The sequence below is a fragment of the Desulfurivibrio dismutans genome, from assembly GCF_029210385.1.
GTDB classification, from domain to species: domain Bacteria; phylum Desulfobacterota; class Desulfobulbia; order Desulfobulbales; family Desulfurivibrionaceae; genus Desulfurivibrio; species Desulfurivibrio dismutans.
In genome coordinates, this window is record NZ_JARGDQ010000004.1 from 289,527 (window position 1) to 314,757 (window position 25,231).

The 25,231-nt window shown below is 60.7% G+C and carries 22 protein-coding genes; 12 read left to right on the forward strand and 10 right to left on the reverse strand.

What is annotated here, in order from left to right:
• Nucleotides 1–88 precede the first annotated feature (88 nt).
• The 7 genes from rpsT (at nt 89) to P0N66_RS06645 (ending at nt 7,087) form a co-directional block, all read left to right on the forward strand.
• Nucleotides 89–361: a 30S ribosomal protein S20 gene (rpsT, locus tag P0N66_RS06615; RefSeq protein ID WP_275803553.1), complete on the forward strand. Its 273-nt coding sequence runs from the start codon at nt 89–91 to the stop codon at nt 359–361.
• Nucleotides 362–571: 210 nt separating this feature from the next.
• Entirely contained in the window at nt 572–2,098 is a 1,527-nt protein-coding gene (gene trpE, locus P0N66_RS06620; RefSeq protein WP_275803556.1) for an anthranilate synthase component I, read from the forward strand.
• Complete coding sequence (locus P0N66_RS06625) at nt 2,098–2,685, forward strand: anthranilate synthase component II (RefSeq protein ID WP_275803559.1); 588 nt, start codon at nt 2,098–2,100, stop codon at nt 2,683–2,685. The genes trpE and P0N66_RS06625 overlap by 1 nt, the downstream gene beginning before the upstream one ends.
• Nucleotides 2,686–2,775: 90 nt before the next feature.
• Entirely contained in the window at nt 2,776–3,819 is a 1,044-nt protein-coding gene (gene trpD / locus P0N66_RS06630; RefSeq protein WP_275803561.1) for an anthranilate phosphoribosyltransferase, read from the forward strand.
• Nucleotides 3,816–4,583: an indole-3-glycerol phosphate synthase TrpC gene (gene trpC / locus P0N66_RS06635; protein ID WP_275803563.1), complete on the forward strand. Its 768-nt coding sequence runs from the start codon at nt 3,816–3,818 to the stop codon at nt 4,581–4,583. The genes trpD and trpC overlap by 4 nt, the downstream gene beginning before the upstream one ends.
• A gap of 180 nt (nt 4,584–4,763) precedes the next feature.
• Nucleotides 4,764–5,399 (forward strand): phosphoribosylanthranilate isomerase, encoded by a 636-nt coding sequence (locus tag P0N66_RS06640; protein ID WP_275803565.1) that lies wholly within the window; start codon nt 4,764–4,766, stop codon nt 5,397–5,399.
• A gap of 248 nt (nt 5,400–5,647) precedes the next feature.
• Complete coding sequence (locus tag P0N66_RS06645) at nt 5,648–7,087, forward strand: flagellar assembly protein A (RefSeq protein WP_275803567.1); 1,440 nt, start codon at nt 5,648–5,650, stop codon at nt 7,085–7,087.
• Here P0N66_RS06645 and P0N66_RS06650 read toward each other — a convergent pair.
• From P0N66_RS06650 to P0N66_RS06685, 8 genes are all read right to left on the reverse strand, one after another.
• Nucleotides 7,080–8,267, reverse strand: coding sequence for a pyridoxine 5'-phosphate synthase (locus tag P0N66_RS06650; RefSeq protein ID WP_275803569.1), 1,188 nt, complete (start codon nt 8,265–8,267; stop codon nt 7,080–7,082). The two genes, P0N66_RS06645 and P0N66_RS06650, sit on opposite strands and share 8 nt — an antisense overlap.
• A gap of 1 nt (nt 8,268) precedes the next feature.
• On the reverse strand, nt 8,269–9,336 hold the full coding sequence (locus P0N66_RS06655) for a PhoH family protein (RefSeq protein WP_275803571.1): 1,068 nt from the start codon (nt 9,334–9,336) through the stop codon (nt 8,269–8,271).
• Nucleotides 9,333–10,193, reverse strand: coding sequence for a DsbA family protein (locus P0N66_RS06660; protein WP_275803573.1), 861 nt, complete (start codon nt 10,191–10,193; stop codon nt 9,333–9,335). Before P0N66_RS06660 ends, P0N66_RS06655 begins: the two co-directional genes overlap by 4 nt.
• A 316-nt stretch (nt 10,194–10,509) precedes the next feature.
• Nucleotides 10,510–11,853 (reverse strand): (Fe-S)-binding protein, encoded by a 1,344-nt coding sequence (locus P0N66_RS06665; RefSeq protein ID WP_275803575.1) that lies wholly within the window; start codon nt 11,851–11,853, stop codon nt 10,510–10,512.
• Nucleotides 11,850–12,960, reverse strand: a protein-coding gene (gene prfB / locus P0N66_RS06670; RefSeq protein WP_275803577.1) for a peptide chain release factor 2 whose coding sequence is annotated in 2 segments (ribosomal slippage) — nt 11,850–12,878 and nt 12,880–12,960 — 1,110 coding nt in all. Because the reading frame shifts where the segments join, the coding sequence is not laid out codon by codon here. Before prfB ends, P0N66_RS06665 begins: the two co-directional genes overlap by 4 nt.
• A gap of 135 nt (nt 12,961–13,095) precedes the next feature.
• On the reverse strand, nt 13,096–14,742 hold the full coding sequence (gene lnt, locus P0N66_RS06675) for an apolipoprotein N-acyltransferase (RefSeq protein WP_275803579.1): 1,647 nt from the start codon (nt 14,740–14,742) through the stop codon (nt 13,096–13,098).
• Nucleotides 14,739–15,611, reverse strand: a complete 873-nt coding sequence (locus tag P0N66_RS06680; protein ID WP_275803581.1) for a hemolysin family protein — start codon at nt 15,609–15,611, stop codon at nt 14,739–14,741. Before P0N66_RS06680 ends, lnt begins: the two co-directional genes overlap by 4 nt.
• A gap of 49 nt (nt 15,612–15,660) precedes the next feature.
• Nucleotides 15,661–15,945 (reverse strand): hypothetical protein, encoded by a 285-nt coding sequence (locus P0N66_RS06685; RefSeq protein ID WP_275803583.1) that lies wholly within the window; start codon nt 15,943–15,945, stop codon nt 15,661–15,663.
• Nucleotides 15,946–16,102: 157 nt separating this feature from the next.
• Between P0N66_RS06685 and P0N66_RS06690 the strand changes: the two genes are divergently transcribed.
• The 3 genes from P0N66_RS06690 (at nt 16,103) to P0N66_RS06700 (ending at nt 20,608) form a co-directional block, all read left to right on the forward strand.
• A complete protein-coding gene (locus P0N66_RS06690; protein WP_275803585.1) occupies nt 16,103–17,509 on the forward strand; it encodes a biotin carboxylase N-terminal domain-containing protein in 1,407 nt (468 codons plus the stop codon).
• 16 nt (nt 17,510–17,525) lie between these two features.
• Entirely contained in the window at nt 17,526–19,775 is a 2,250-nt protein-coding gene (locus P0N66_RS06695; protein ID WP_275803587.1) for an acetyl-CoA carboxylase carboxyl transferase subunit alpha/beta, read from the forward strand.
• A 182-nt stretch (nt 19,776–19,957) separates the two neighbouring features.
• Nucleotides 19,958–20,608 carry a biotin/lipoyl attachment domain-containing protein gene (locus P0N66_RS06700; RefSeq protein WP_275803589.1) on the forward strand — a complete coding sequence of 217 codons (651 nt, stop codon included), beginning with the start codon at nt 19,958–19,960 and terminating at the stop codon, nt 20,606–20,608.
• Nucleotides 20,609–20,644: 36 nt separating this feature from the next.
• Here P0N66_RS06700 and P0N66_RS06705 read toward each other — a convergent pair whose 3' ends face one another.
• Nucleotides 20,645–21,280: a general secretion pathway protein GspB gene (locus P0N66_RS06705; protein ID WP_275803591.1), complete on the reverse strand. Its 636-nt coding sequence runs from the start codon at nt 21,278–21,280 to the stop codon at nt 20,645–20,647.
• Between the two features lie 55 nt (nt 21,281–21,335).
• Nucleotides 21,336–22,664 (reverse strand): ExeA family protein, encoded by a 1,329-nt coding sequence (locus P0N66_RS06710; RefSeq protein ID WP_275803592.1) that lies wholly within the window; start codon nt 22,662–22,664, stop codon nt 21,336–21,338.
• Nucleotides 22,665–22,924: 260 nt separating this feature from the next.
• Here P0N66_RS06710 and P0N66_RS06715 point away from each other — a divergent pair, with 260 nt between their 5' ends.
• Both P0N66_RS06715 and P0N66_RS06720 read left to right on the forward strand, forming a co-directional pair.
• Nucleotides 22,925–23,845 (forward strand): biotin--[acetyl-CoA-carboxylase] ligase, encoded by a 921-nt coding sequence (locus tag P0N66_RS06715; RefSeq protein ID WP_275803594.1) that lies wholly within the window; start codon nt 22,925–22,927, stop codon nt 23,843–23,845.
• Complete coding sequence (locus P0N66_RS06720; protein ID WP_275803597.1) at nt 23,845–24,765, forward strand: glycosyltransferase family 2 protein; 921 nt, start codon at nt 23,845–23,847, stop codon at nt 24,763–24,765. Before P0N66_RS06715 ends, P0N66_RS06720 begins: the two co-directional genes overlap by 1 nt.
• Nucleotides 24,766–25,231 lie beyond the last annotated feature (466 nt).

The window sequence follows — 25,231 nt, forward strand, 5'->3', positions numbered from 1 at the left end:
CTTGACAGTCCCAGTCTTTAGCGGTATATAACCCCTTTTGCACTGTCCCAACCAACTTAAGACATTTATGCAGCAAGGAGATGTAGCTTTGGCGAATCATAAGTCGGCAATTAAAAGAAATCGGCAGAATGTGGTCCGGCGTGAACGTAACCGGTCCAACCGCTCCCGCCTAAAAACCCTGTACCGCCGGATTGATGAGGCAATGGTGGCCAACTCCCCCGACCAGGCCCGCGAGGCTTTGCAGAACGCGGTGCCGATGATCGCCAAGGCGGTCAACAAAGGGGTTTTACACCGCAATACCGCCGCCCGTAAAATATCGCGGCTGACCCGCCGGGTTAATGCCTTTGCGCAGAATGCCTGATCCTTTCGGCCTTGAGAGTTTAATGTGACCAGTAAAAGCCATGGCGCCTTCGGGAGCCGTGGCTTTTTTTGTCGTTACCGGTGACCGCTCGGCAAAAAACCGCCATACGTGCTGGTCGGTAATGCCGCAACAATAGAGTTACAGTGCGTGCCCAGTCGGCGGCGCAGTTTTTTGCGGCGCTGATCAGTGCCGCCGCAGGCAGGGGTTAGCATGCAACGGCCGGACCTGGAAAATTTCAAGCAACTTGCCGCCCGCCACAATCTGGTGCCGGTTACCCGTGAGTTGATCGTCGACCTGGATACCCCGCTGACCATTTTCAGCAAGGTGGCCGGGGGGCAATCCCACGCCTTTCTTTTTGAAAGCCTTGAAGGCGGCGAAAAATGGGGTCGCTACTCCTTCATCGGCTTTGATCCGCTGCTGATCTTTACCAGCCGTGGCGAAGAGGTGGAGATTAGTCGGAGGCCACCGGGAACAGCCGCCGATGCCGACCAGGATCCGGTATTCAGCCGGGAGCGGCGGCACGGTGATCCCCTGCAGATCCTGGAGCAGTTGCTGGCCGAACTCAATCCCGCCATCTTCGACGGTTCTCTGCCCCGCTTCAGCGGCGGGGCGGTGGGTTTTCTCGGCTACGACATGGTCCGCTTCATGGAGCGGCTGCCGGCCGACAATCCTCCTCTGGCCGATTTCCCCGACAGCAGTTTTCTCATTCCCCGGGTGGTGCTGGTATACGACAACCTGCGCCAGCGTTTAATGGTGGTCAACTGGGTGAACATCACCGGCGATGACGATCTGGAGCAGCTCTACGACCAGGCTCGGCAACGGCTGGATCGCCTGGAGGAAGCCCTCCGCCGGCCGCTTGCCCCGGAACTGCTCACCGATATCCGGGCAGATGCCGCCCCCCGCCACCAGTTCACCGCCAACATGGAACCCGATGAGTTCAAGGCGATGGTGGCCAGGGCCAAGGAGTACATCCGGGCCGGCGACGTCATCCAGGTGGTGCTGTCCCAGCGTTTCCAGACCACCACCACGGTGGCTCCCCTGAAGCTATACCGGGCCCTGCGCCATATCAATCCCAGTCCTTATCTCTTTTATCTCAAGCTGGGTGAGCTGGTGCAGATCGGTTCCTCGCCGGAGATTCTGGTGCGGCTGGAGGGCGAGGATATCGAATTGCGGCCCATCGCCGGCACCCGACCCCGGGGGCGGGACGCCGCCGAAGACCTGGCCCTGGAGCAGGAACTGTTGGCCGACCCCAAGGAGCGGGCGGAGCATTTGATGCTGGTGGACCTGGGCCGGAACGATGTGGGCCGGGTGGCCCGTTACGGTTCGGTGGAAGTACGTGACCTGCTGGTGGTTGAGCGTTACAGTCACGTGATGCATATCGTCTCCGGCGTCCACGGCCGACTGGCCGCCGGCTGCAACCAGTTCGACGTGGTGCGGGCCTGTTTCCCTGCTGGTACGGTCTCCGGGGCCCCCAAGGTGCGGGCCATGGAGATCATTGAGGAACTGGAACCCCAGCGGCGTGGCCCCTATGCCGGGGCGGTGGGTTATTTCGGCTTTACCGGCAACATGGATTTCTGTATCACCATCCGTACCTTTGTGTTGCACGGCGAGGAGTTGTGGGTGCAAGCCGGGGCCGGGATTGTGGCCGACTCCGATCCCCAGTCAGAATATACGGAAACGGTCAACAAATCCATGGGGCTGCGCCGGGCCCTGCAACTGGCCGAAATGGTGTCCTGATGCTGGTGGTAATCGACAATTACGACTCTTTCACCTACAACATCGTCCAGACCCTCGGCGGCATGGGGGCGGAGATGGTGATTTACCGCAATGATGAGGTGGATATCGCCACCGTCGAGGCCCGCCGCCCCAATCGCCTGCTGATTTCGCCGGGCCCATGCACCCCGGCCCAGGCCGGCATTTCCGTGGCGATGATCAGGCATTTTGCCGGTAAAATCCCGGTGCTCGGCGTCTGCCTGGGGCACCAGGCCATCGGCGAGGCCTTCGGCGGCAAAATTGTCCAGGCTTCCCGCCTGATGCACGGTAAGACCAGCATGATCAGCCATGACGGTAAAGGGGTTTTTCGCGGCCTGCCCGATCCCTTCGAGGCCATGCGCTACCATTCCCTGGCGGTGGAAGAAGAGAGTCTGCCGGACTGTCTCGAAATCACCGCCCGTTCCGACCAGGGTGAGCTGATGGGCTTAAGGCATCATGAACTGGCGGTGGAGGGGGTGCAGTTCCACCCCGAGTCCATCATGACCCCGGCCGGGGTGAATCTGCTGAAAAACTTTATTGATTCCGATTATCCGTCATTTTTACGTGGTTGATTGAAGTCGGTTAGGACTGTTCTGGTCCGGCCAACACTTCTACGGGCTTTTAGTGAAGCCCCGTTTAACGTGCTTTTATAAGGGGAAAGAATGATCAAGGAAGCAATTGCCCGGGTAGTGGCCGGCCATGATCTCGAGGAAGCCGAGATGGTCGGGGTGATGCAGGAGATCATGGGAGGGGAGGCCACCGACGCCCAGATCGGCGCCTTTATCACCGCCCTGCGCCTCAAGGGAGAAACGACGGCGGAGATCACCGGGGCGGTGCGGGTGATGCGGGAAAAGGCCACCCCCATTACCCCTTTCACTCCCGAAGAACTGGCAGCCGGGCAGGTGCTGGTCGACACCTGCGGCACCGGGGGCGATTCTTCCGGTACCTTCAATGTTTCCACCACCACCGCCTTTGTGGTAGCCGCCGCCGGGGTGCCGGTGGCCAAGCACGGCAACCGCTCCATCACCAGTTCCTGTGGCAGTGCCGATGTTCTGGAAAGCCTGGGGGTGGATCTGCAACTGGCCCCGGAGCGGATCGCCCGGGCCATCCGGGAGGTGGGGATCGGCTTCATGTTCGCCCCGGCCCTGCATGGGGCCATGAAGCACGCCATCGGGCCCCGCCGGGAAATCGGCATTCGTACCATTTTCAATATCCTGGGGCCGCTGACCAACCCGGCCGGGGCCAATGTGCAGGTCATGGGGGTTTATGATCCCGCCCTGGTGGAAACCCTGGCCGAAGTGCTGGGCCGTTTGGGCAGTCGCCGGGTAATGGTGGTCTGCGGCGAGGGAAACATGGATGAAATTACCGTTACCGGCCCCACCAGAGTAGCCGAGTATCACCGGGGACGGGTGAGCAGTTATACCGTGGCGCCGGAGGATTGCGGGTTGCCCCGGGCCGGGCTGGCCGAGATCAGCGGCGGCCGGACGGCGGCCGAGGCGGCCGGCCAGTTGCGGGCGGTGCTGGCTGGTGAACCGGGAGCGCGCCGGGATATGGTGTTGCTCAACGCCGCCGCCGTTTTTGTCGCCGCCGACCGGTGTCCCGACCTGGCGGCCGGGGTGGCGATGGCCAAGGAACTTTTGACCAGCGGGGCGGCTTTGGCCAAGCTGGAGGCCCTGGTTGCTTTTTGCCGGGATGAGCGCCAATGATTCTGGATCGGATTGTCGCCCGCAAACGGGAAGAAATCGCCGCCCTCAAGCGCCTTGGGATTTCCGCCCCCGCCGAACCGCCGGCCCCGCCGCGCGGCTTTATCGCCGCCCTTACGGCGCGGCCGGAAGTTGCCATCATTGCCGAATTGAAAAAGGCTTCGCCCTCCAAGGGGGTTATTCGGCCGGACTTTGCGCCGGTGGTCATTGCCGCCGCCTACCAGCGGGGCGGGGCCGCCGCCCTGTCGATTCTCACCGATGTCGATTTTTTCCAGGGTTCCCTGGCCTATATTCCCCAGGTGCGGCAGGAAGTGGACCTGCCGGTGCTGCGCAAGGATTTCCTCATCGATCCACTCCAGGTGGAAGAGGCCGCTCGCTACGGGGCCGATGCCATCCTGCTGATTGCCGCCATCCTGGAGGTTGAGCAGATGGAGGACTTGCGGCTGCAGGCGGAGTCTTTGGGGATGGATGTGCTGGTGGAGATCCATGACGAGGCCGAGGCCGAGCGGGCCCTGGCTGCCGGGGCGCGTTTGATCGGGGTCAACAATCGTGATCTGCGCGATTTCTCCATGGATCTTAATACCACCTTTCGTCTGCGCCGGCTGATCCCCGCCGGGATTCCCCTGGTCAGTGAATCGGGGATTCGCGATCATGCCGATATCACCGCTTTGGCCGAGCACCGGATTGCCGCTGCGCTGGTGGGGGAGACCCTGATGCGGTCCGATGACCCCGCCCGGGCGCTGCTGGCACTGCGCGGCGTGAATTGAGTCAACGAGCAGCTGCACCGCCGAAAGCGGCGATCGGCCCGGCCCTTAAGGGGACAGAATTCAGATCTGTCCCCGATCACGCTGAACGTTTACGGCCCGTGAAGGCAACAGGTTATGGGTTTGTAACTGATCACGGGGTCGACGGGGTAAGCGGTTACGTAAATTGACAAAGGTGAGGCCATGGAAGGAAGGACACGGATCAAGATTTGCGGAATGACCGAGCCGGTTCGGGCCAGGGAAGCGGTGGCCGCCGGGGTTGACGCCCTGGGTTTTATCTTTGCCGCCGCCAGTCCCCGCCGGGTGCTGCCTGAACAGGCCCGGGAGATTATCGCCTCTCTGCCCCCCTTTGTCGATGCAGTCGGGGTTTTCGTCAACGAAGAGGCTGGGGTGGTGAGGGATATCGCCCAGTACTGCGGGTTGACCATGCTGCAGCTGCATGGTGAAGAGGATCCGGATTTCTGTCGCTCCATGCCTTTGCGGGTGATGAAGGCGATTCGGGTGGGGGAGCACAGTCTGGCCGCCGATCTGGGCACCTACCGGGGTTGTGTCAGTGCCTTCCTGCTTGATACCTATCAGCCCGGGATCGCCGGCGGGACCGGTGAAAGTTTTGACTGGCAGCTGGTGGCCCGCCTGGCCCCGCCGGCGCCGGTGGTGCTGGCCGGTGGCCTGACCCCGGACAATGTCGGCGAGGCCATCGCCCGGGTGCGGCCTTTTGCGGTTGATTTCAACTCCGGCCTGGAGTCCGCCCCCGGGATTAAAGATTCCAGTCTGCTGCGCCGGGCCGTGGCCGCCGTTGGCCGGGCCGATGGCCGGTAATTTCCCCCTGCTGTTTTGGGTGTACGCGACCGGTGCCGACTATCCGGCGCAACCCGCTTCCATTCCCTCTCCCTGCTCCCTTTTTCTTTATCAGTTCTGCCGCCGTTGCCGATATAAACGTGTAGCTGTTGGTTTTGTTGACAATTTTATTTACATAAACCTCAGATTTGCGTATTTTTTGGCAAGTCTCCAGCGCATTGTGCGTAATTGATCATGGGGTCCACGGTGGTGCGGCACTAGGGTAAAGCATGGCCAGCGACAAGCTCTTCAAAAGCGGGATCGAGTTCCAGGATGGGGCCTTTGTGTTGAAGGCTTCCAAGGATCGCCTGTGCATCATTGTCCAGGCCCGGGAAACCGAAACCCCGGTGGATCTGGACCGTGAGGCGTTGAAAGGGCTGCTGTCCGAAGAGGGGATTGTCCACGGCCTGTTGCCGGAGCCGGCGGCGCGTTCCGACGGTTCCCTTTGCGTGGCTCGGGGGCTGGCGCCGCAGCACGGTGAGGACTCCCGGGTTAAAATGCATGTCAAGCCTTCGGTGGTCCGGGTACCCAAGGTCAAAGATCCCAGCCGGGACCAGGTGGATTTCCGCGAACTCGGTTCCATCGTCAATGTGGAGAAAGGCCGCCTGCTGCTGGAGATTATCCCCCCCACGCCGGGCACTCCCGGCAAGAACGTCTTCGGGGAAGAGGTGCCACCAAAACCCGGCAAGGAGCGCAAGCTAAGAACCGGGCCCGGGGTTACCGTTTCCGATGATCAGCGCAAAGTTTATGCCGCCTGCACCGGCAAGTTCGTCATGGCCGACGGTAAACCCGGAGTTTATGAGGAGCATGCGGTCTCCGGCGATGTGGACATGTCGGTGGGCAACATCGCCTTTGGCGGCAAGAAGCTGACTATCAACGGCGAAGTGCCCATGGGGTTTGCCATTAAATGCCGGGGTGATATCGTCATCGGCAAGGGGGTTTATAACAGCCTGATAATGGCCGGCGGTAAACTGACGGTGCGGGGCAGCGTGGTGGGGGAAGAAACGGTGCTGCGGGCCCGGGGAGATGTGGAGGTCGCCTTTATGGAAAACGGGCCTTCGGTGGAGGCCGGCGGTGACCTGATCATCAACGATTCCGCCATTCAGTGCCAGGGCCTGGTGGGGGGAGCTTTGTACGCCAAGGGGCAGGGAGTGCTGGTGGGGGGCAAGTACATTATCGGTGGCTCGGTTTACGTACGCGATCTGGGCACCGACGCCGAAGTGCAGACCACTTTGCATGTGGGGGTGGTGCCCTCAATCCAGGGGCGGAAGCAAAAAGTGGATGAAGATCTGCACTTATGGGCCGAGCGGCTCAATGAGATCATTAAGAATATCAGCACCCTTGAGAAGATGAAAAAGGAGCAGGGAGGGCGCTTTCCCGAAGAGCGGGCGGCGATGCTGGGCAAATATAAAACGGCCATGCCCAAGGCCATGGATCGGGTGAACAACCTCACCGAGCAGGCCAATGCCCTGGAAAAGGAGCTGGAGCAGATGGTGGCCGAAAGCGTTTATGTATTCGGCACCATCTTTCCCGGCTCGGTGGTGAGTATTGGCAGCGCCACCCGCTATATCACCGCTGAAGAACAGCAGTGCGTGGTCTATTACGACCAGAGTACCCGCCAGATCCTGATTCGCAAGATGACTCAGGAAGAACAGAATCTTTTCAAATAGCGGCCTGCTGGATGATCTCCCGCATCTCCCGGACGGCTTTTTCCAGGCCAACCAGGATGGCCCGGGCCATGATGGCATGCCCGATGCTGAGTTCCTCAATGGTATCCAGGGCGGCCACCCGGCCGGTGGTGCGGTAGTCCAGGCCGTGGCCGGCGTTGACCCGTAAGCCGGCGGCCAACGCCTCTTCCGCCGCTTCGGCCACCAAGGTAAACTCCCGCTCCTGCTCTTCTTCCGAAACAGCGTCGCAATAGCGGCCGGTGTGAATTTCCACGAAAGTGGCGCCGATGGCTGCCGAGGCCGCGATCTGGGCCGGGTCGGGGTCGACAAACAGGCTCACCGGAATCTCGGCCTGGTTCATCTCATTGATCACCCCGGCCAGCTTTTTTTGCTGGCCTTTGACGTTTAGTCCGCCTTCGGTGGTCAGCTCCCGCCTTTTTTCCGGTACCAGGGTGACCATATCCGGTTTGAGTTTTAAAGCGAAATCGATGATTTCCGCCGCCGCGGCCATTTCCAGGTTGAGCTTGCTTCTTACCGTCTGTCGCAGCAGCAGCACATCGCGGTCCTGGATATGGCGGCGGTCTTCCCGCAGGTGGACCACAATCCCGGCGGCGCCAGCCAGTTCACAGATGCCGGCGGCCAGCACCGGGTCGGGTTCGTTGATTCCCCTGGCCTGGCGCAGGGTGGCCACATGATCGACATTGACGGCAAGCTGGGTCATTTGGTGTTTCCTCTCGTGGTCTTGAAGTTTGCGCCGCAGATCCTGTTCGGCTTTGGCCATTTGCCGGGCCCCGGCGGCGCTTTTTTCATGGTCGTAGCCCAGCAGATGCAGCAGGCCGTGGCTCAGCAGCCAAGTCAGCCGCCGGGTGAGACTGACCCCCTCGGTTTGGGCTTCCCGCCGGGCGGTGTCCAGGCTGATAATCACGTCGCCCAGCATTTCGTCCCCCAGCCCGTCGGGCAGGCCAGGGGTCTCCCGCAGGGCAAAGGCCAGGACGTTGGTGGGGCGGTTGAGCCCCCGGAAGCGGTGGTTCATCTCCTGCATCCGCCGATCATCCACCAGCAGCAGGCTCAACTCGGCCCGGGGCTGGCCGGTGAGGCGCAACAGGCTGGCGGCCTGTTTTTTCAGCCGGGTAAGCTCGGCGGAACTGATTTTGCCGCCCTGATGCTTTAACAGTACCGGCATCTCAGCTTTCCTTGAGGGCTTTAGCTTTAGGGGGGCTGGGGCTGGCCTGGCGTTTTTTGTGGCCGGAGGGCGGCGGCGTGGTCGCCACTTTGGCGGCGCCCCGGGGCTTATGGCCGCCGCTTTGCTGGTAGGCCATGATGATCTTCTGCACCAGGGGATGGCGCACCACATCGGCATCGCTGAATTCGCAGAAGGAAATGCCTTCCACCCGCTTGAGAATCCGGCGGGCTTCAATCAGGCCGGATTTTTTCTCCGGCGGTAGATCAACCTGGGTGACATCACCGGTGATCACTGCCTGGGAGCTGAACCCCAGGCGGGTGAGAAACATCTTCATCTGCTCGGAGGTGGTGTTCTGGGCCTCATCCAAAATGACAAAGGCGTCGTTCAGGGTGCGGCCGCGCATGAAAGCCAGGGGGGCGATTTCAATGACCCCTTCCTCCAGCAACTGGGCCACCTTGCCCGGACCCAGCAGATCGTTAAGGGCGTCATGGAGGGGGCGCAGGTAGGGGTTGACCTTCTCGGCCAGATCGCCGGGCAGAAAACCCAGCCGCTCGCCGGCCTCCACCGCCGGCCGGGCCAGAATGATCGACCTGACCCGGCGGTTGACGTAAGCGGCCACCGCCATGGCCACCGCCAGGTAGGTCTTGCCGGTGCCGGCCGGGCCGATGGCGAAAACCACATCATGGCGGCGGATGGCGTCGATGTAGGTTTTCTGGTTAAGGCTTTTAGGTGAGATCACCTTCTGTTCGGCGGTGATATAAACCTTGTCCAGAAAGATATCTTTCAGCACCGCTTTCGGTGAGGCGGCCAGCACCCGCAGGGCGTAGGCGACATCGGCCGGGTAAACCGGATAGCCGGAGCGGATCAGTTCGTAAAGTTTGCGCAGGGCCGAGGCGGCCAGGGCCACTTCGGTTTCGCCGCCCGTGAGGGTGACGGTGCCACCGCGTACCTGGATGCCAGCGCCGCTGGTTTCTTCAATGATCGCCAGGTTACGGTTCAGCTCCCCGTAAAGCTGTCCCACCAGGGCATTATCGTTGAAACACAGTTCCTCGGTGGTCTGGGTCATCATCTCGCCAGGGCTTCTTCAACCATTTTTCGCATATTTTCCGGCGAGCGTTGTTCCAGCAGGATGCCGTTGATAAAGATGGTGGGAGTGCCGCGCACCCCGGCCTGCTGGCCGTCCTGGAGGTCCTGTTCCAGCCGGCGGTGCAGTTCGCGGCTGCGCAGATCGCGGTCAAAACGTTCCATGTCAAGCTCCAGTTCCCGGGCGATGGCGCGGATCCGTTCCGGGCCGATTTCGCGTTGCGCGGCAAAAAGTTTGTCGTGAAATTCCCAGAATTTGCCCTGATTCTGGGCGGCCATGGAGGCCAGGGCGGCCGGCTTGGCGTACTCGTGGGAGGAGAGCGGGAAATGCTTGAAAACCACCCTCACCTGATCGGGGAACTGCAGCAGAATCTGCTCGGTCATGGGTTTGACCCGGGCACAGTAGGGGCATTGGAAATCACTGAACTCGACGATTTCCACCGGGGCGTCGGCCCGGCCCAGAAATGGCGAGCCTTCGGTGTTGATGGCGATGGCATAACGCAGGTCCAACTCCTGGACCTTGCCGCCGGCTGTGCCGATGAGGATGATTTTCTCCGGGAGCCCGGCTTTCTGCAAGCCCACGGCGCTGATCCGATCCATGTCGGGGTCGACGGGGATGGTGCCGCCGAGTTTGCCCTGCTGATCATAAATCAGCACCTTGCCGCCTTCAACCAACACGTAAATGCGGCTGGCATCAAGGGAAGAAGCCACGTCCAAAGGCTTCTCATCCAGGGTGAAGGATCTGCCCTCCTGCCAGGTTACTCCGGCCAGGGCCGGGCCACTGAAGAGAAAAGCCGAGCAGACAATTAACACCGTCAGAGCAGTAAAGATGCGTAAAAACATAGAAATAATCCTTGTGTAGGTTTTGTTTGATGCCGTGGCCGGGGTTAGGTCGGTCACGGTGCTGATTACCGGGGCATTATAAGAACTCTTAAAAAATACGCAAGCTTGCCCTGGCCATCGGCAGGAACCAGTCAAAGCCATTGGTTTTGGCTTCGCGTTCACCGTCCCAGCGCGACTTTGACAGATCCCTGCGGCCATAACGTTTAAGGCTGTCGGCGTCGCAAAAAGCCGCGCCGCCGACTGGGCACTCTTTGTAACTAATTGTTTTCGTGTTACCGACCAACCCGTTTGGTGTGTTTTTGCGAGGCTATCAAGGTTAGTCACCGGTTCCTCTGGTCAGCCGGTCCAGCAGGACGGCCAGGTGCACCACCCGGGCCTGGTGGTAACCCTGGCGGCGGGCCTGCCGCCAGTGCAGCAGACAGCCGGTGCAGGCGGTGGTGATGACCTGGGGGTTGAGAGTTCGGGCGGCCTCGCTGACGCGCTGGAGGATGCCGTCGGCGCTCTCCGGGTGGGCCAGGTGAAAAAGGCCGCCATGGCCGCAGCATTGGGGGCCGTCCGGTAACTCCAGCAGCTCCAGGCCGGGCAGCCCTGTGAGCAGTTGGCGCGGAGCCCGGGTGATCTGCAGGCCGAAGCGCAGATGGCAGGGATCGTGGTAGAGAACCTTGAGGGTGGCCGGTTCATCGCTTCCTGGCAACTGTTCACCAGGGTCGGTAACCTGTTGCTTTAACGGGCGGTAAGCATCGCTGCCGCTGAGTGGCGACTGTTCGCTGAGCAACTGCGAAAATTCCCGGATGCGGCCGGCGAAGTTCTCTGCCCGGGAGGCCCACTGCGGGTCGTCGGCCAGCAGTTCCGGATAGCGCCGCAGGTGGGCGGCGCAGGAAGCACAGGCAACCACGATGGGGTTTTGGCCGGGATAGGCGGCGATATTTTTTCGGGCCAGCCGCCGGGCTTGTTCCCGCTGGCCGCAGCTGTAGGCCGCCAAGCCGCAGCAACCCTGGCCAGAGGGGGTGTCGGCCGGTGCCGGACCGGTCCGGGTCAGCAGAGAGAGCAGGGAGCGGGTGATCTCCGGCTCGATATAGGTGGCAAAGCAGCCGCTGAACACCTGCGGCATCCCGTGCTCGCTTACTCCAGACTGAACCCTGTGATCAGTTATCTTCGGTTTTTGTGCCGCCGGGCTTGAAATGGTCGCAGGGGTGTCGGAGGTGTTGTCCTGGTTGGCGGCTGCCGCCGATTCCTGGTCCGGCATAAGGCCGAGGCGCAGGTTGAGGCCGCTGTCCGCCGGCAGTCTGAGTTCTTTAAGTCGGCGGGCCATGGGGGCCAGGGCCTTCAGCAGGTGTGGGCGGCTCAGCAGCCCGCCGCTTAAAGCCCGCAACATGACCTGGCGACCGGCCCGGCGGGTCAATTCTCCGCGGGCTTCGGCCAGCAGTTCAGCCACCGGCAGTTGGCGGCTGCAGACCTGGCTGCAGGCCCCGCACAGCAGGCAATGGGAGAGAATTTCGGCGTAGGTGGCGCTGGCTTCAGCCGGGTCCAGCTTGCTCAGCAGATGCAGCTTGCCCCGGCCGGTATGGTACTCCCGGCCGGTTTGCCGGTAGACCGGGCAGACCGTGGTGCAGGCCCCGCATTTGGCGCAGTTTTGCGCAAACCGGGAGCCGGTGGTCATGACGGCTGCCAGAGCAGATAGGAGATGATGAAGGGGTCCAGGTCGCCGTCCAGCACACTGTCCACGTTGCCCGTTTCATGGTTGGTCCGGTGGTCCTTGACCAGCCGGTAGGGCTGCAGAACGTAGGAGCGAATCTGGCTGCCCCAGGCGATTTCCTTTTTGTCGCCGTGGAGGTGCTGCTGCTCTTCCTGGCGGTTGGCCCGCTCCCGTTCATAAAGCTGGGCTTTCAGCATTTTCATGGCGGTGTCTTTGTTGCGGTGCTGGCTTCTTTCGCTCTGGCACTGCGCCACAATGCCGCTGGGCAGGTGGGTGATGCGAATGGCCGAACTGGTTTTGTTGACGTGCTGGCCGCCGGCGCCGCTGGCCCGGTAGGTGTCGATGCGCAGATCCTTGTCATTAATCTCCACTTCGATGTTGTCATCTAGTTCCGGGAAAATAAATACCGAGGCAAAGGAGGTGTGGCGGCGCCCGCCGGTGTCGAAGGGGGAGATTCGGACCAGCCGGTGAATCCCCATCTCGGAGCGGAGGAAGCCGTAGGCCCAGCGCCCCTTCACCATGACGGTAACGCTTTTGGTGCCCGCTTCATCGCCGGGCAGGTGGTCGAGAATCTCGGTGGAAAAACCCTTTTTTTCGGCCCAGCGCAGGTACATGCGCAGCAGGATGTCGGTCCAGTCCTGGGCTTCGGTGCCGCCGGCGCCGGCGTGGATGGTTAAGATGGCGTTGCTGGTGTCATGTTCGCCGTTGAACATGCATTCCAACTCGAGGGCCGCCAAGCGCTTCTCGACATTTCCCAGCGCAACGGCCACCTCCTGTTCGGCTTCCTGGTCGTTTTCCGCCACTGCCAGTTCCAGCAACACCTCGCCGTCTTCAAAAGCGCTGATTAGTTGCTGCCAGTTGTCGATGGTGTCCTGCAGGTCGCTTTGCTCCTTTTGCACCACGGCGGCGGCTTCCGGATCGTTCCAGAAGTCCGGGGCGGCGCTGCGGTGCTCCAGTTCTTGAATGCGGAGTAACTTGTTGTCCAGGTCAAAGATGACTCCGCAGGGTTTGCAGGCGGCCTTGCAGGTTTTCGGCTTTCTCTTTCAGATCGGCGGCAATACTGATGCTCATGGTGTTCCTCGAGATATTCGGTAAAATTAAAAATTTAAGGATGCAATCCAGACCAAAAGCGGCGGTGCGGGGCGGTGCCCCGTAACCGCTTACTTACTTGCTTGCGTGATGGATCCGGTGATCCTTACAACAAGCTTAATCACGCCTTATAACATAAATATGCCGGCCTATGCCAGCGATAAGCAGCAGCAGGCAGAAGGGGCCAAACAGAAAACCGCCGGCGGTGAACAGGCTGTTCATCCTGGCGTTCGGACCAGGTACCGGCAGGGCGGCGTGGCGAGTGTCCGGCACGAAGAGTTCGGTGGCCTGATGCAGCCGTCCGTCCGGGGTGATCAGGACACTGATGCCGGTGTTGGCGGCCCGGGCCATGGAGCGGCGGTTCTCCACCGCCCGCAGGGTGGCCATGGAAAGATGCTGCCAGGGGGCGTTGCTGTCGCCGAACCAGGCGTCGTTGGTGATATTGACCAGCAGGTCGGCTCCTTTGGCGGTCATCTGCCGGGCCAGCCGGGGAAAAATCGCCTCAAAGCAGATCAGGGTGCCGATCCGGCGATCGTCGCAGCTCAGCAGAGTGGGTCCAGGGCCGGGGGTAAAATCGCCCAGAGTTTCCACCACCGGGGCAAAAAAAGGCAGCAGCCGGCGAAGGGGAATGTATTCCCCAAAGGGTACCAGATGCTGTTTGTGGTAGATTCCGGCCGGCTGCTCGGCGCCCGATGTCGGGCCGATCAGCAGGGCGCTGTTGTAATACTGCAACTGCCGGTCGGCGTCAAGCTCCCGGTGGGGGGCGCCGACCAGCAGGCAGTTGTCGTGGCGGGTGGTGAAATCGATAAGGTCATAAAACAGGGGATGTTCCAGGGGGTAGAAGGGCAGAGAGGTTTCCGGCCAGACGATGAGCGCCGGTGACCGGTCCGGCCCCGATGCTTCGTCGCCGGTGGCCACTGACTCGCTCAACTCCAGATAACGTTGGATGGTGGCGGCCCGCAGCTCCTGGTCCCATTTCTCTTCCTGGGGGATATTGCCTTGGACAACGGCCGTTTTGATCATCGGGGCGGCCGCCAGGATCTGGGGATACTGCTGCAGGCGGATGGCGCCGTACAGTGCTGTCGAGATCAGCAGCAGCAGGGCAAGGGCCAGTGACCAGCGGTCCGTTCGAAGGACAATGGCGGGCCGGGCGGTAGGCCACCGTTCCTCAGGCGACCCGGCAACCTGCTGCTTTAAGTGGCCTTTTACGACGGGGCTGATGAGCAGGGCCAGCAGGGTGCCGCTTAGCACGAGCAGGAAGGTGATGGCGTGGTGACCGCCCAGGTCGGCCACCTGGGTCAGCAGGGGCAGTTGGTACTGGCTGTAGCCCAGGTCCTGCCAGGGAAAACCGGTAAACAGGCGGGCGCGGAGCACGTCCAGCCCGACCCAGATCACCGGTGCGGCCCACAGCGCCCCCAAGCGCCCATGGTTTTTGCCCCAGTAGGTAAAATTAACCAGCAGGGCGGCAAAAAGGGCGAGGTAACAACTCATGTAAAGGGCCAGCAACCCCAGGGCCAGAGCCGCCACCAGTGAGTGGACGCCGCCGTAGACGCCCAGCACGATGGTGATCCAGTGCAGCAGGGGCAGGTGGTAAACCAGCCCGGCCAGCAGCCCCAGACCGGCGGCCCGCCGCCAGTCAAGTTTTTCTATCGCCAGCAGCAGCGGGGTCAGCGCCACCCAGGCCATCAGGGCATGACCGCCACTGCCGGGCGAGGAAAAAAAGAGCAGCAAGCCACTGAGTGCCGCCAGCATGATTCTAATCATTTTTTCTGGATTTTTACCGTTATTACTCGGCGTTTGTCGGCGGCAATCACTTCAAACACCAGGGAGTTGATGTTCAGGGTAACCCCGGGGGGCGGCACCTGGTCCAGGTGGTGGATAATCAGGCCACCCAGCGATTCATAGGGGCCTTCCGGTAGTTCTGTGCCGAAAAAATCTTCCACCTCTTCGATGTCCACCTTGGCGTCGGCCAGCACGGTATGCTGGTCCACCACCTTCCAGCGTCGGGTTGTGCGATCGTGCTCGTCGACGATCTCTCCGACGATCTCTTCGACGATGTCTTCCAGGGTGATCAGGCCCCTGACGCCGCCGAATTCGTCGTTGACCACGGCCATGTGGGTTTTCTGCTTCTGGAAGCGCTTCAGCAGTTTGATGACCTTGCTTTTTTCCTGCACAAATTCGGCGGGCTTGGCCAGCATCCCGGCGGTTGGCGGTTCGCTGCTTTCCAGGCAGTAGGGCAGCAGGTCTTTGGCGTGCAGGATGCCGATGATCTGGTCGGGGCTGTTCTGGTAAACCGGGATCCGGCTGAAGCCCCGGTCGATGATGAGCCGGAGCAGTTCCGCCAGCTGGGTGGCGGCTTCCACCATGACCATTTCGGCCCGCGGAGTCATAACCTCGTAGGCCTGGGTATCCTTGAGTTCCATGATGCCGGCGATCATTTCCCCCTCTTCGGGGGTGATCAGCCCCTGCTCTTCGCCTTCATCAAGGATTTCCTGGATTTCCTGTTCGATTTCTTCGGCGGTGTCGGGATTTTTGCTGATGCCGAGCAGATTCAGCAGGCGATGGAAGGTCGATTCCGTCGCCCTGGGCGAGGCCGGAGGCTCCGCCGGGGCGGGTTCTGGTGATGGGTCCATGATGGTGGTAAATATCTCCCGATGTATTATAATTGTTGCATGCAGCCGTTCAGCCGGCGCGTTTTTCGCCGGAATGACGTTCCGGATATCCTGTTGGGACGTTTTGAGATTCTGTCTTTGATAACTGACGCACCGTCCAGACAATAGTAACGGGGTGGGGTGCCGTCAATATTATTTTTGGCTGGTCGGCGGTTGAGGCCGGCCGACAGACGACCTTTTCCTCTTTTCTTTTGCGGTCAAATAGGTTAGATATGGCCGCGACCGAAGGGAAAAGGACGGTGGCCGGAACCCGTTGTTCCGCCTGCCCTTTTTCCTTTTCTTTTGCGTTGAGCATAAAGGGGTATAACTATCCAGCTCTTTCTGGCACGTAAGTGTTCAGCTGTGCCCCCAGGTTGCGGTAAGCCAAGTCGGCGTAGCGTACCATCAGGTACTCAAGCCGACCTGATCGCCGCGAGATAGGGTGCTGCTGGACAGTTACAAAGGGGTTAACATTGAAAGACAAGGTATTGATTGCCAACCGGGGTGAGATCGCGCTGCGGATTATGCGGGCCTGCCGGGACCTGGGGCTAGACTATGTGGTGGTATACACCGAGGCCGACGAGCAGTCCGAGCATGTGCAGCGCAATATCGACAGTGAGAGCAACCAACGCCGGGCCTGGCGGGTGGCCAGCTATACCGATCCCAACGATATCCTGGCGGTGGCCGATCACACCAAATGCACGGCCATTCATCCCGGGTACGGCTTTTTTTCCGAAGATTACCGTTTTGCCCGTCGGGTGACGGTGCGGGATCAGCCCCTGACCTTTATCGGTCCCAAATGGGAAGTGATCAAGGACCTTGGGGACAAGATCAACACCAAACGGGTGGCCAACCAGTTGGGGATTCCCACCATTCCCGGCACCGACGGCCCCATCTATAACGAAATCGATGCCGAGGAAATCTCCCGGCGCCTGCTGGAAGATCAGGCGGAAAGGGGGATCAGCCAGCCTTCGGTGCTGGTTAAGGCGGCCGCCGGCGGCGGCGGTATGGGTATTGAGGAAGTGCATGAGATCGAGCAGTTCCGCCGGGTTTATCGCCAGGTGCAGAACTACGCCAAACGCCAGTTCGGCGACCCCGGGGTGCTGATCGAGCAGTGTCTGCGTGATTACAATCACCTGGAGGTGCAACTGCTCTGCAGTCGGCACGGCGAGCGGGTCCATTTTGGCACCCGTAACTGCACTATTCAGAGTACCGGCCGGCAGAAAAGGCTGGAGGCCGCGCCCGGTTTCGACACCTCCTGTTTTCCATACGAGTTTGACGCCCCCGCAGTCCTGGATGAGATCGTTGAAAACTCACTGAAGCTGGCCTCTCATGTACGCTACGACAATGTCGGCACCTGGGAGTGGATCGTCAGCCGCAGCGGCCAGCCCTATCTGCTGGAAGTCAATACCAGGATCCAGGTGGAAAATGACGTCTCCGCCCGGATCAGCTACCTCAACGGCCAACACCCCAACCTGATCCGTGAGCAGATCCGGCTGGCCCTGGGCGATAAACTGGGTTACAGCCAGAGTGATATCGAATTTCGCGGCACCAGTATCGAGTTGCGGATTGTCGCCGAAGATCCCCAGCGCGGCTTTGCCCCCTGGATCGGGACCATTTCGCAGTTTTCCTTTCCCAGGCATGAATGGTCGGCGGTTTATACCCATGTTCCCACCGACCGGCCCTACGCGATTCCCAGTGATTACGACCCCAACCTGGCCCTGGCCCTGGTCTGGGGTGACTCCATGGCCGAGGCCAAGCAGCGGGCCCGGCGTTTCCTCGATGAGATGGTAATTGAAGGCCATAACTCCTCCGGGGCGCCGATCAATACCAACCTGCAATATCTGGCGGACAATATGGATCGCCTACTGACCTTCTAAAGGACGGTTACCCCCGATGGAAGACCTACGAAAACGCTTGCTCAAGGCCGAGGAACGGATCAGTTATCTCGGTTGGATCAAGGAAGGCTCGGAATGGGCCAACCTGCCCGCCCTGCAGGAAAAGCTGCAGGGGCTGCGGGATGCCTTTTATGAGCACAGCCATGAGCATCTGGCCGAAAAAATCGGTGCTCTGGAGGAATCTCTGACCTTTCTGGAGAGCCGCTGCGAAGAGTCCCTGAGCCCCATGGAGCGGGTGCGGATTGTTCGCAGTCCGCTACGCTTTTCCCTCAAGGATATGCTGGAAAACGTCTACGAGGAGTATACCGAGCTGGGCGGAGAAGAGGACGCCAATATCGACCCGGCGCTGGTGGCGGCGCGGGCCAGTATTGCCCGCCGGGTAAAAAACAAGGTGGTGATGCAGCAGGTCATGGTCATCGGCCATGAAAAGGGCCAAGGCGAGGAATACCGCCAGGGGGGCAGCACCAAGCCCTGGGGCAATGAAAAGGCCCTGCGTTACATGCGAGTGGCGGAAACCGAAGGGATTCCCATTCATTTTTATGTTTTCACCCCCGGCGCTTTTCCCGTCGAAGACTACCCCGGGGCCGGGCAGCAGATCGCCCGTAACCTTTACGCCATGGCCAAGCTCCGGGTGCCGATGATCGCGGTGACCTCGGAAGGCGGCTCCGGCGGGGCCGAGGCCGTGGGCATGGGCGATATCCGGTTGATGTTCTCCCATGGTTATTACTCGGTAATCTCCCCGGAAGGGGCCGCCGCCATTGAGGGCAAGATCCGGGAGGGGGTCAAGGTACCCAAGGATCTGCTGGAAAACTGCGCCGAACGCCTGGCCATTACCGCCGGCGACAACCTGCGCCATGGCACCATCGACCGGGTTATCCAGGAACCCCTGCTGGGGGCCCGGCGTGATGATTTTGCTTTCTTTCGCCGGGTCAAGGATGAGATGATCCGAGCCACCGACGAGGTGGTGCTGAAGACCAAAAGCCTGCGGGCTTTCCGGGCCTATGAATTGAAGATGGAAAAGGCCGGGGCCGATGATGACCTGCGGGGCTACGTTTCCTGGGAACTGGCCGACGATGAAATCGGCCGGCTAATCCTTTACCGCTCCCGCAAGTATCGCCAGATGGCGATCCAGGGGTATCGTGAGCATCTGTCCACCGGAGCGGCGATGTACCGCCGGCTTGGCCGGGGGCTGGCCAAATTTTACTATACCTTGCGTTATGATGTGCTGAAAAGCCGGCACAAGCAGGTTAAGAAGGTGATGGAGGATGTCTCCGGCGAGGGTTCGGTGCTGATCAAGCAGGTGTCCGCCCCCTTCACCGCCGCCTACGATTTCATTACCCGCAAGCCCGGCTCCCGGGTGGCCCGCAGTTCAGCCGGCTGGGGTTCCAGCAGCCCCGAACAGATCGAGTACGGCGAAATCTACACCTCGTCGCTGGCCAACGAGGACCGCACCGTGAGCTGTCCCAACGCCGATAAGCACGGCTGCAAGGATCTCTGGGTGCCGGATCTCTATGGCGAATTCTGCGGGGTCTGCGAAAACTGCGGCCATCATTTTCCCCTGGAATACCAGTGGTACATGAAGCATCTTTTTGAGCCGGATTCCATTCGGGAGTTCAACGCCGACCTGGCCTCGATCAATCCCCTGTCGTTTCCCGGCTTCGACAAGAAGCTGGAGGCGGCCCGCAAGAAAACCGGGCGCCCCTGTGCCATGATCACCTTTGACGCGCGGGTGATGGGGGTCGACATCGTGGTGGCCATGCTCTACAGCGACTTCCGTAACGGTACGGTGGGGGCGGCCGAGGGTGAGAAGTTTGTCCGGGCCTGCGAGATCGCCCGGATCAAACGGCGGCCGTTGCTTTCCTATGTGCACACCACCGGTGGGATCAGGATTCACGAGGGCACCCTGGGGGTGATTCAGATGCCCAAGTGCACCATGGCGGTGCGGGAGTATATCGACTCCGGCGGCCTCTACATCGTGGTTTACGACAACAACTCCTACGCCGGGCCGGTGGCCAGCTTCCTGGGCTGTTCGCCCTACCAGTTCGCCATCCGTTCCAGCCGGCTGGGCTTTGCCGGCCCCCGGGTGATCCGCGATACCACCGGCGAAGACGTACCGCCCGATTACCACAGCGCCCGCAGCGCTCTGAAGCGGGGACACATCCAGGGCATCTGGGACCGCCGGGATTTCCGGCGTAACCTGCATAAATCCCTGATGACCATGGGCGGCGGCAACCTCTATTACCGGTAAACGGGCAGCAGCACCGCATCTTGCGGCGAGCGGACCGACTTGCGTCCTGATGCACGCGGCACCGGTCCGCTTGCCGCCACCTGCGGCACTGCCGCCCCCGTTTACCCGGGCAAAATCATTTATCTATGGACGGTTTTGCCGGTTGTTCTCGATCATGCTGTTAAAGAAGGTTGGAGTCTCTTATGCAGGAACATGATATTGATTTTGATGCCATTTTAGGCCGTTACCGGGCCGACCCTTTTGCTTACCGGAAAGTCCGGACCGCTCATACCGGTCGTTTGCGCTGCAAGGTGCGGGAAGGTGACGAGGTAGTGGGGCCATCCGGAAAATTTCGCCATATTCCCGGCACTCTGCTCTACGAGCTGGAGCGGGAGCGCAATCTTAAACGGATTACCTCTTTTATCAACGGGCAGGTTGCCATGGTGCGCAGCGATCTGGAGGGCAGTTTCGTCGAGGCCGGCGAACATGTGCTGACCATTCGGCATCCCCTGAAGAAAAGGGAGATTGTGGAAGATATCCTGCGTCAGGTGCTGACCCCCTACACGGCGCCAGAGAGGGCCAAATATTTCTTTTCTCTCGATTTGCAGTCCAGCATCGACAAGTATGGTCAGCGCTCGGTGAGTATCAAGCCGGGGGATGAAATCCTGACCATGTCCCTGATGAAACGTGATACGCCGGTATATTACGATGGTGAGCCGGGAATCATTCACTCGGTTTATTTTAAGCCCGGGGTCAGCGTTGATCAGGGGGAACCCCTGTTCGGGATTTGTCCCAAGGATCGTTTGCCCTTGATCGAAAAGATCATTACCCGCGTAAAAGCTGAATGGGAATAGTTACCTGCTGAATTGAGCTGGATAGTTACTAAGTTATTAGCGTTCCATGTGGAAGGGCTGGTTGCGGTGGGAGAGTTCGACGCCGTCGGGGGTGATTTTTTCCAGTTTCAGATCGTCGGGCAGGCGGTCTCCTTCCTGGTACTGGCGGCCGCCGATCATGATAAAGCGCCGGGACGGGTTTTCCGAATAGACATGGACCTCAAGGATGGGGGGGGTAATCTGCTGCCGGACTGTGGTCGGCAACTCGCTGAACTTTGGCACCGATGGCCCCGATGGCACCGGAGGCGCTGACTCCACCGGGGTGGCCATGGGGGCTGCGGTGGGTGGGCTGATTACAGGCGGCTTTGTCGTAGCCTTTGGCTCCACCGGCAGGGCCGGCGTTTCTGCCGTGGGGATGGTTGTCGCCGGTGCTGGTTGGAGTTCGGCGGGGGCCGGGGCGGTTGCTTCCTGGCTCCAGCGGCTTAAAAAACCGGGAGTGGGCTGACCGATTATCAGATAGCCCAGCAGCCCGAGCAGCAGTGCGGCGTTGAGTAAGAGGACCGGCAACAGGCGGGAGCGGGTTGACCGCCGGGCGGTACTGGGCAGGCTTTCCTGCGCGGTTTCCAGGCGGGGAACGGTGCCCAGGTCGCGCTCCCGTTGGGATTTTTTCAGGGCTTCAAGAATATAGGACATAACTTTTTCCTGTCGTGGGACTTTTTGTTCGCCTGCTCTTGGTTGAACCCTGAGATCAGTGACTGCCGGATGATTGATCGCGGCGGGTCGCGGGGGCCGGCGGCGGCAACTCAGCCAGTGAGCGGTGCAGTTGCCGCAGGGTTTGCGGGCCGACCATGCCGTCGGCCTGCAGGTCGTGGGCGGCCTGGAAATCGCTCACCAGGCGGGTCAATCCGGCATCGAAATAATCGGCTTCGCTCTCGGTGGCCGCCTGGGCCGCCACCGTTTCCGCGTCCGTATCATAGCCGGGCAGTTCGGCGGCCAGCCAGGTTAACAGCAAGCGTAGCTGCCGTACCTCCGGCCCCCGGTCGCCTTCCTGCAGCAGCTCGGTGGGCATCAGCGGCGGCCAGAGAAGATCCTCGGCGATGGTTACCGCTTCCTCCGGCCGTTCGGTGGTGACCACCGGCGGCGTTGACGGCAGGGAGCGGTAAGCCAGCAGGCCGGCGGGGAGCAGGGCCAGAAGCAACAGGGCGGCCAGCAGCAGCCGTCTCAGGCCCGGTGCGGTCAGGGAGCGCCGCCAGCGCTGGGGCAGGTTGTCCTCGTTTTGGATCTCCCGGGCGGCCCGGCGCAGAATGGCGGCATCGACTTCATTGCGCTCTTCAACATAAGCCCCCAGCAGGGCCCGGTCGCAGATGACGTTGATCAGCCGCGGGATACCGCCGCTCAGTCGGGCCAGGGCCTTCAGCGCACCACGGGTAAAGAGCGGCCGGCTGACCCCGGCCACCCGCAGCCGGTGCCGCACATAAGCCACGGTTTCTTCCAGGTTCAAAGGATTCAAATGATAGCGGGCGGTGATCCGTTGGGCCAGTTGGCGCAACTCCGGCCGGGCCAGTATTTCCCGCAACTCCGGCTGACCCAGCAGGGTGATTTCCAACAACTTGCTTTCAGATGTCTCCAGGTTGGTCAGCAGGCGTACCTGCTCCAGGACCTCCGGGCTGAGGTTCTGGGCCTCGTCGATGACCAGCACCGTCCGCCGGCCGGTGGCATGGCTCTGCAAGAGATGGTCGTTGAGGGCCCCGACCAGGGTCCGGAGGCTGGTACAGCCGGGCGGGTAGCTGATCTGCAACTCGTCGCAGACGGCGGCCACCAGCTCCACCGCATCCAGGCGGGGGTTGAGGATCAGGGCCAGGTCCACCTGGGGGGGGAGTTGCTCCAGCAGGCTGCGGCACAGCGTGGTTTTGCCGGTGCCCACCTCGCCGGTCAGCAGGACAAAACCGCCGCCTTCGCTCACCCCGTACAGCAGATGGGCCAAGGCCTCGCGATGCCGAGCGCTGAGGTACAAAAAGCGTGGATCGGGGGTGATGGAAAATGGCTTGTAGTTTAAACCGAAGTGATTTTTGTACATAATGGCAGCGTACTGGTTACCTTGAACAGCCTGTTTCGTCAAGATTTTATTGGTTTGCTTGCATGGGTCCGTCAAAGCCGCGCCTGGACGGTGGCGGCAAAAAAGGAAGATAAGCTCGCAAATACATGCCAAATGTGTTGGTCGTTAACGCGAAAACAGGCATCTACAAAGAGGGCCCAGTCGGCGGCGCGGCTTTTTGCAACACCGACAAGGAAAAGAACGTGATCAACAGTGCAAAAGTTTCCCCGGATGTTGCACCCGTGCCGGCACCGTCGCTGGTGGCGCGGGTGCAGCGCTTGAGTGCCGAAGAACGGCGGTGCCGGACGGCTTTTACCCGGGAGGCGATCACCGAGATTATGGCTTACGGCGCGATGGTGGGTTCCGCCGTCGAGCTTTTCCAGCGCCGGGAGCGGTGTATGGATTATGCCCGGGCCCTGATTCGCGACTATGAAACGGCGGGGCACTCCTTTCCCAGCGGCCAGGTCTTTATCGCCCGGGAATTGGCTGCCGGCAAGGGTCGCTTTGCCCGTAGCTGGCACGCCCCGGCCGGCGGGCTGTGGCTGACCCTGGTTTTGGTCAACACCCTGCTGCCCCAGCATGGACGCTTTTATTCCCTGGCGGTGGGGGTGGCCTGCGCCGAGACCCTGCGCTCGTTTGGGGTGCCGGCCAGCATCAAGTGGGTCAACGATATCCTGCTCAACAACCGTAAACTGGCCGGCACCCTGATTGAAACCGACCGGGGTTTGCACGGGGCGGAGGAGTACGTGCTGATCGGCATCGGCATCAACGTCAATAACGACCGTTTTCCGTCGGAACTGCTCGGCCTGGCAGGGTCGATGAAGGAGGTGCTGGGCCGGGAGACGCCGGTGGAGGAGGTGGCGGCCCGGCTGCTCTGTAAACTGCGCTGGAACCTCGGCCTGCTGCATTACGTCGAGGCCCGGCAATTGGCGGCGGAGGGCGATACCGGCGAGCCGCCGGAGAAGCACCCGCTGCTGGAGTCCTGGCGGCAACTCAGCGACACCATCGGCCGCCGGGTGATGTTCGGCTTTGATATCCAGCGCCAGCCCCAGTACGAAGCGGTGGTGGAAGATATCGAGCCCTCCGGCGGCCTGGTGTTGCGCCACCTGGCCGATGGAGCCATAATTATCGAACATGCCGGCGAGATCATCTACCTGGACTGATGGAACCGGTCAGCGTCATCATCCCCACTTATAACCGGGCCGACTTCCTGGTCGGCGCCATCGCCTCGGTGCTGGCCCAAAGCTACCCTCGCTTTGAACTGCTGGTGGTGGACGACGGCTCCACCGACCAGACCGCCCGGGTGGTGGCGGCTTGGCAGCGGCGGCTGGCGGTGGAGATCGACGGACAGGTCGATCTTGAACTGGAGCCTGCCCCTGGTGTGGCGCTGGCCGGGTTGGCCCTGGCGCCGGGCAACCGCCCACGCTTACAATATCTATATCAGGAAAATCGTGGCCCGGCGGCGGCCCGTAACCTGGGCATCAAAGAGGCCCGCTACGATCTACTGGCCTTTCTCGACTCCGACGACCGCTATCTCCCCGGTAAACTCTCCGCCCAGGCCGGGGCCATGGCCGCGCAACCGGAAAATCCACTCTCCCACACCGAAGAGATCTGGTGGCGTAACGGCCAGCGGCTGAACCAGAAAAAACGCCACCGCAAGCAAGGCGGCGACGTCTTCGCCCGCAGTCTGGAGCTGTGCGTCATCGGCATGTCCACCGTCATGGCCCGCCGCCGGTTGTTCAGCGAACTCGGCAGTTTCGACGAAACCCTGCCCTGCTGCGAGGACTACGACCTCTGGCTGCGCCTTACCGCCCACCATCCGGTCCTTTTTATCGACCAGCCCCTCACCGAGAAACACGGCGGCCGCCCGGACCAGGTTTCCGCACAATACCGGGTGGGCATGGATCGCTTCCGAATCAGCGCCATCACCAAGCTCCTGCAAAGCGGCGCCTTAAACCGCGAACAAACCGAGCTGGCCAAACGTGAATTACGAAAAAAATGCCAAATCTACGGCCAGGGCTGCCTGAAGCACGGCCGGACGGAGGAAGGCGCCCGTTACCTGGCCCTTGCGGACCGGAGTTAGTATTGACAGGTTAATTTTATTATCGCCATAACGTAACTGTCTCAACTTTCTGACTTCTGCAAAATTATGCATTAATACGCTGAAACATCGAACTTTTTAATAGAAATGCCCCTTGCTTTCCAATCCACTCGTCCTATTCATCCGGATTTAAGAACTGTTAGAGTCCGGTATTCGGGAACCGGAACCCCTTTTTTAGCTTATCTTTTTTACAAGCAAAACTCTCTGAACATTTTTTCCATCTTATTTCAACTGGATAATTGAAGAGGATAAGCCACTGGCACATACTTTGCGTATGTCCACTGGCACATGCTTTGCGTATGTCCAGATCTCAATTTTCTGACTTGTGCAAAAATATGCATTAATGCGCTGAAACAGCGAGTTTTTTAATAGAAAAGCCCTTTGTTCATGTCTTGCACAGTGGTGGGTACAGTAGTAACGGCGGGTACATTGGCCGGAACACGACCGT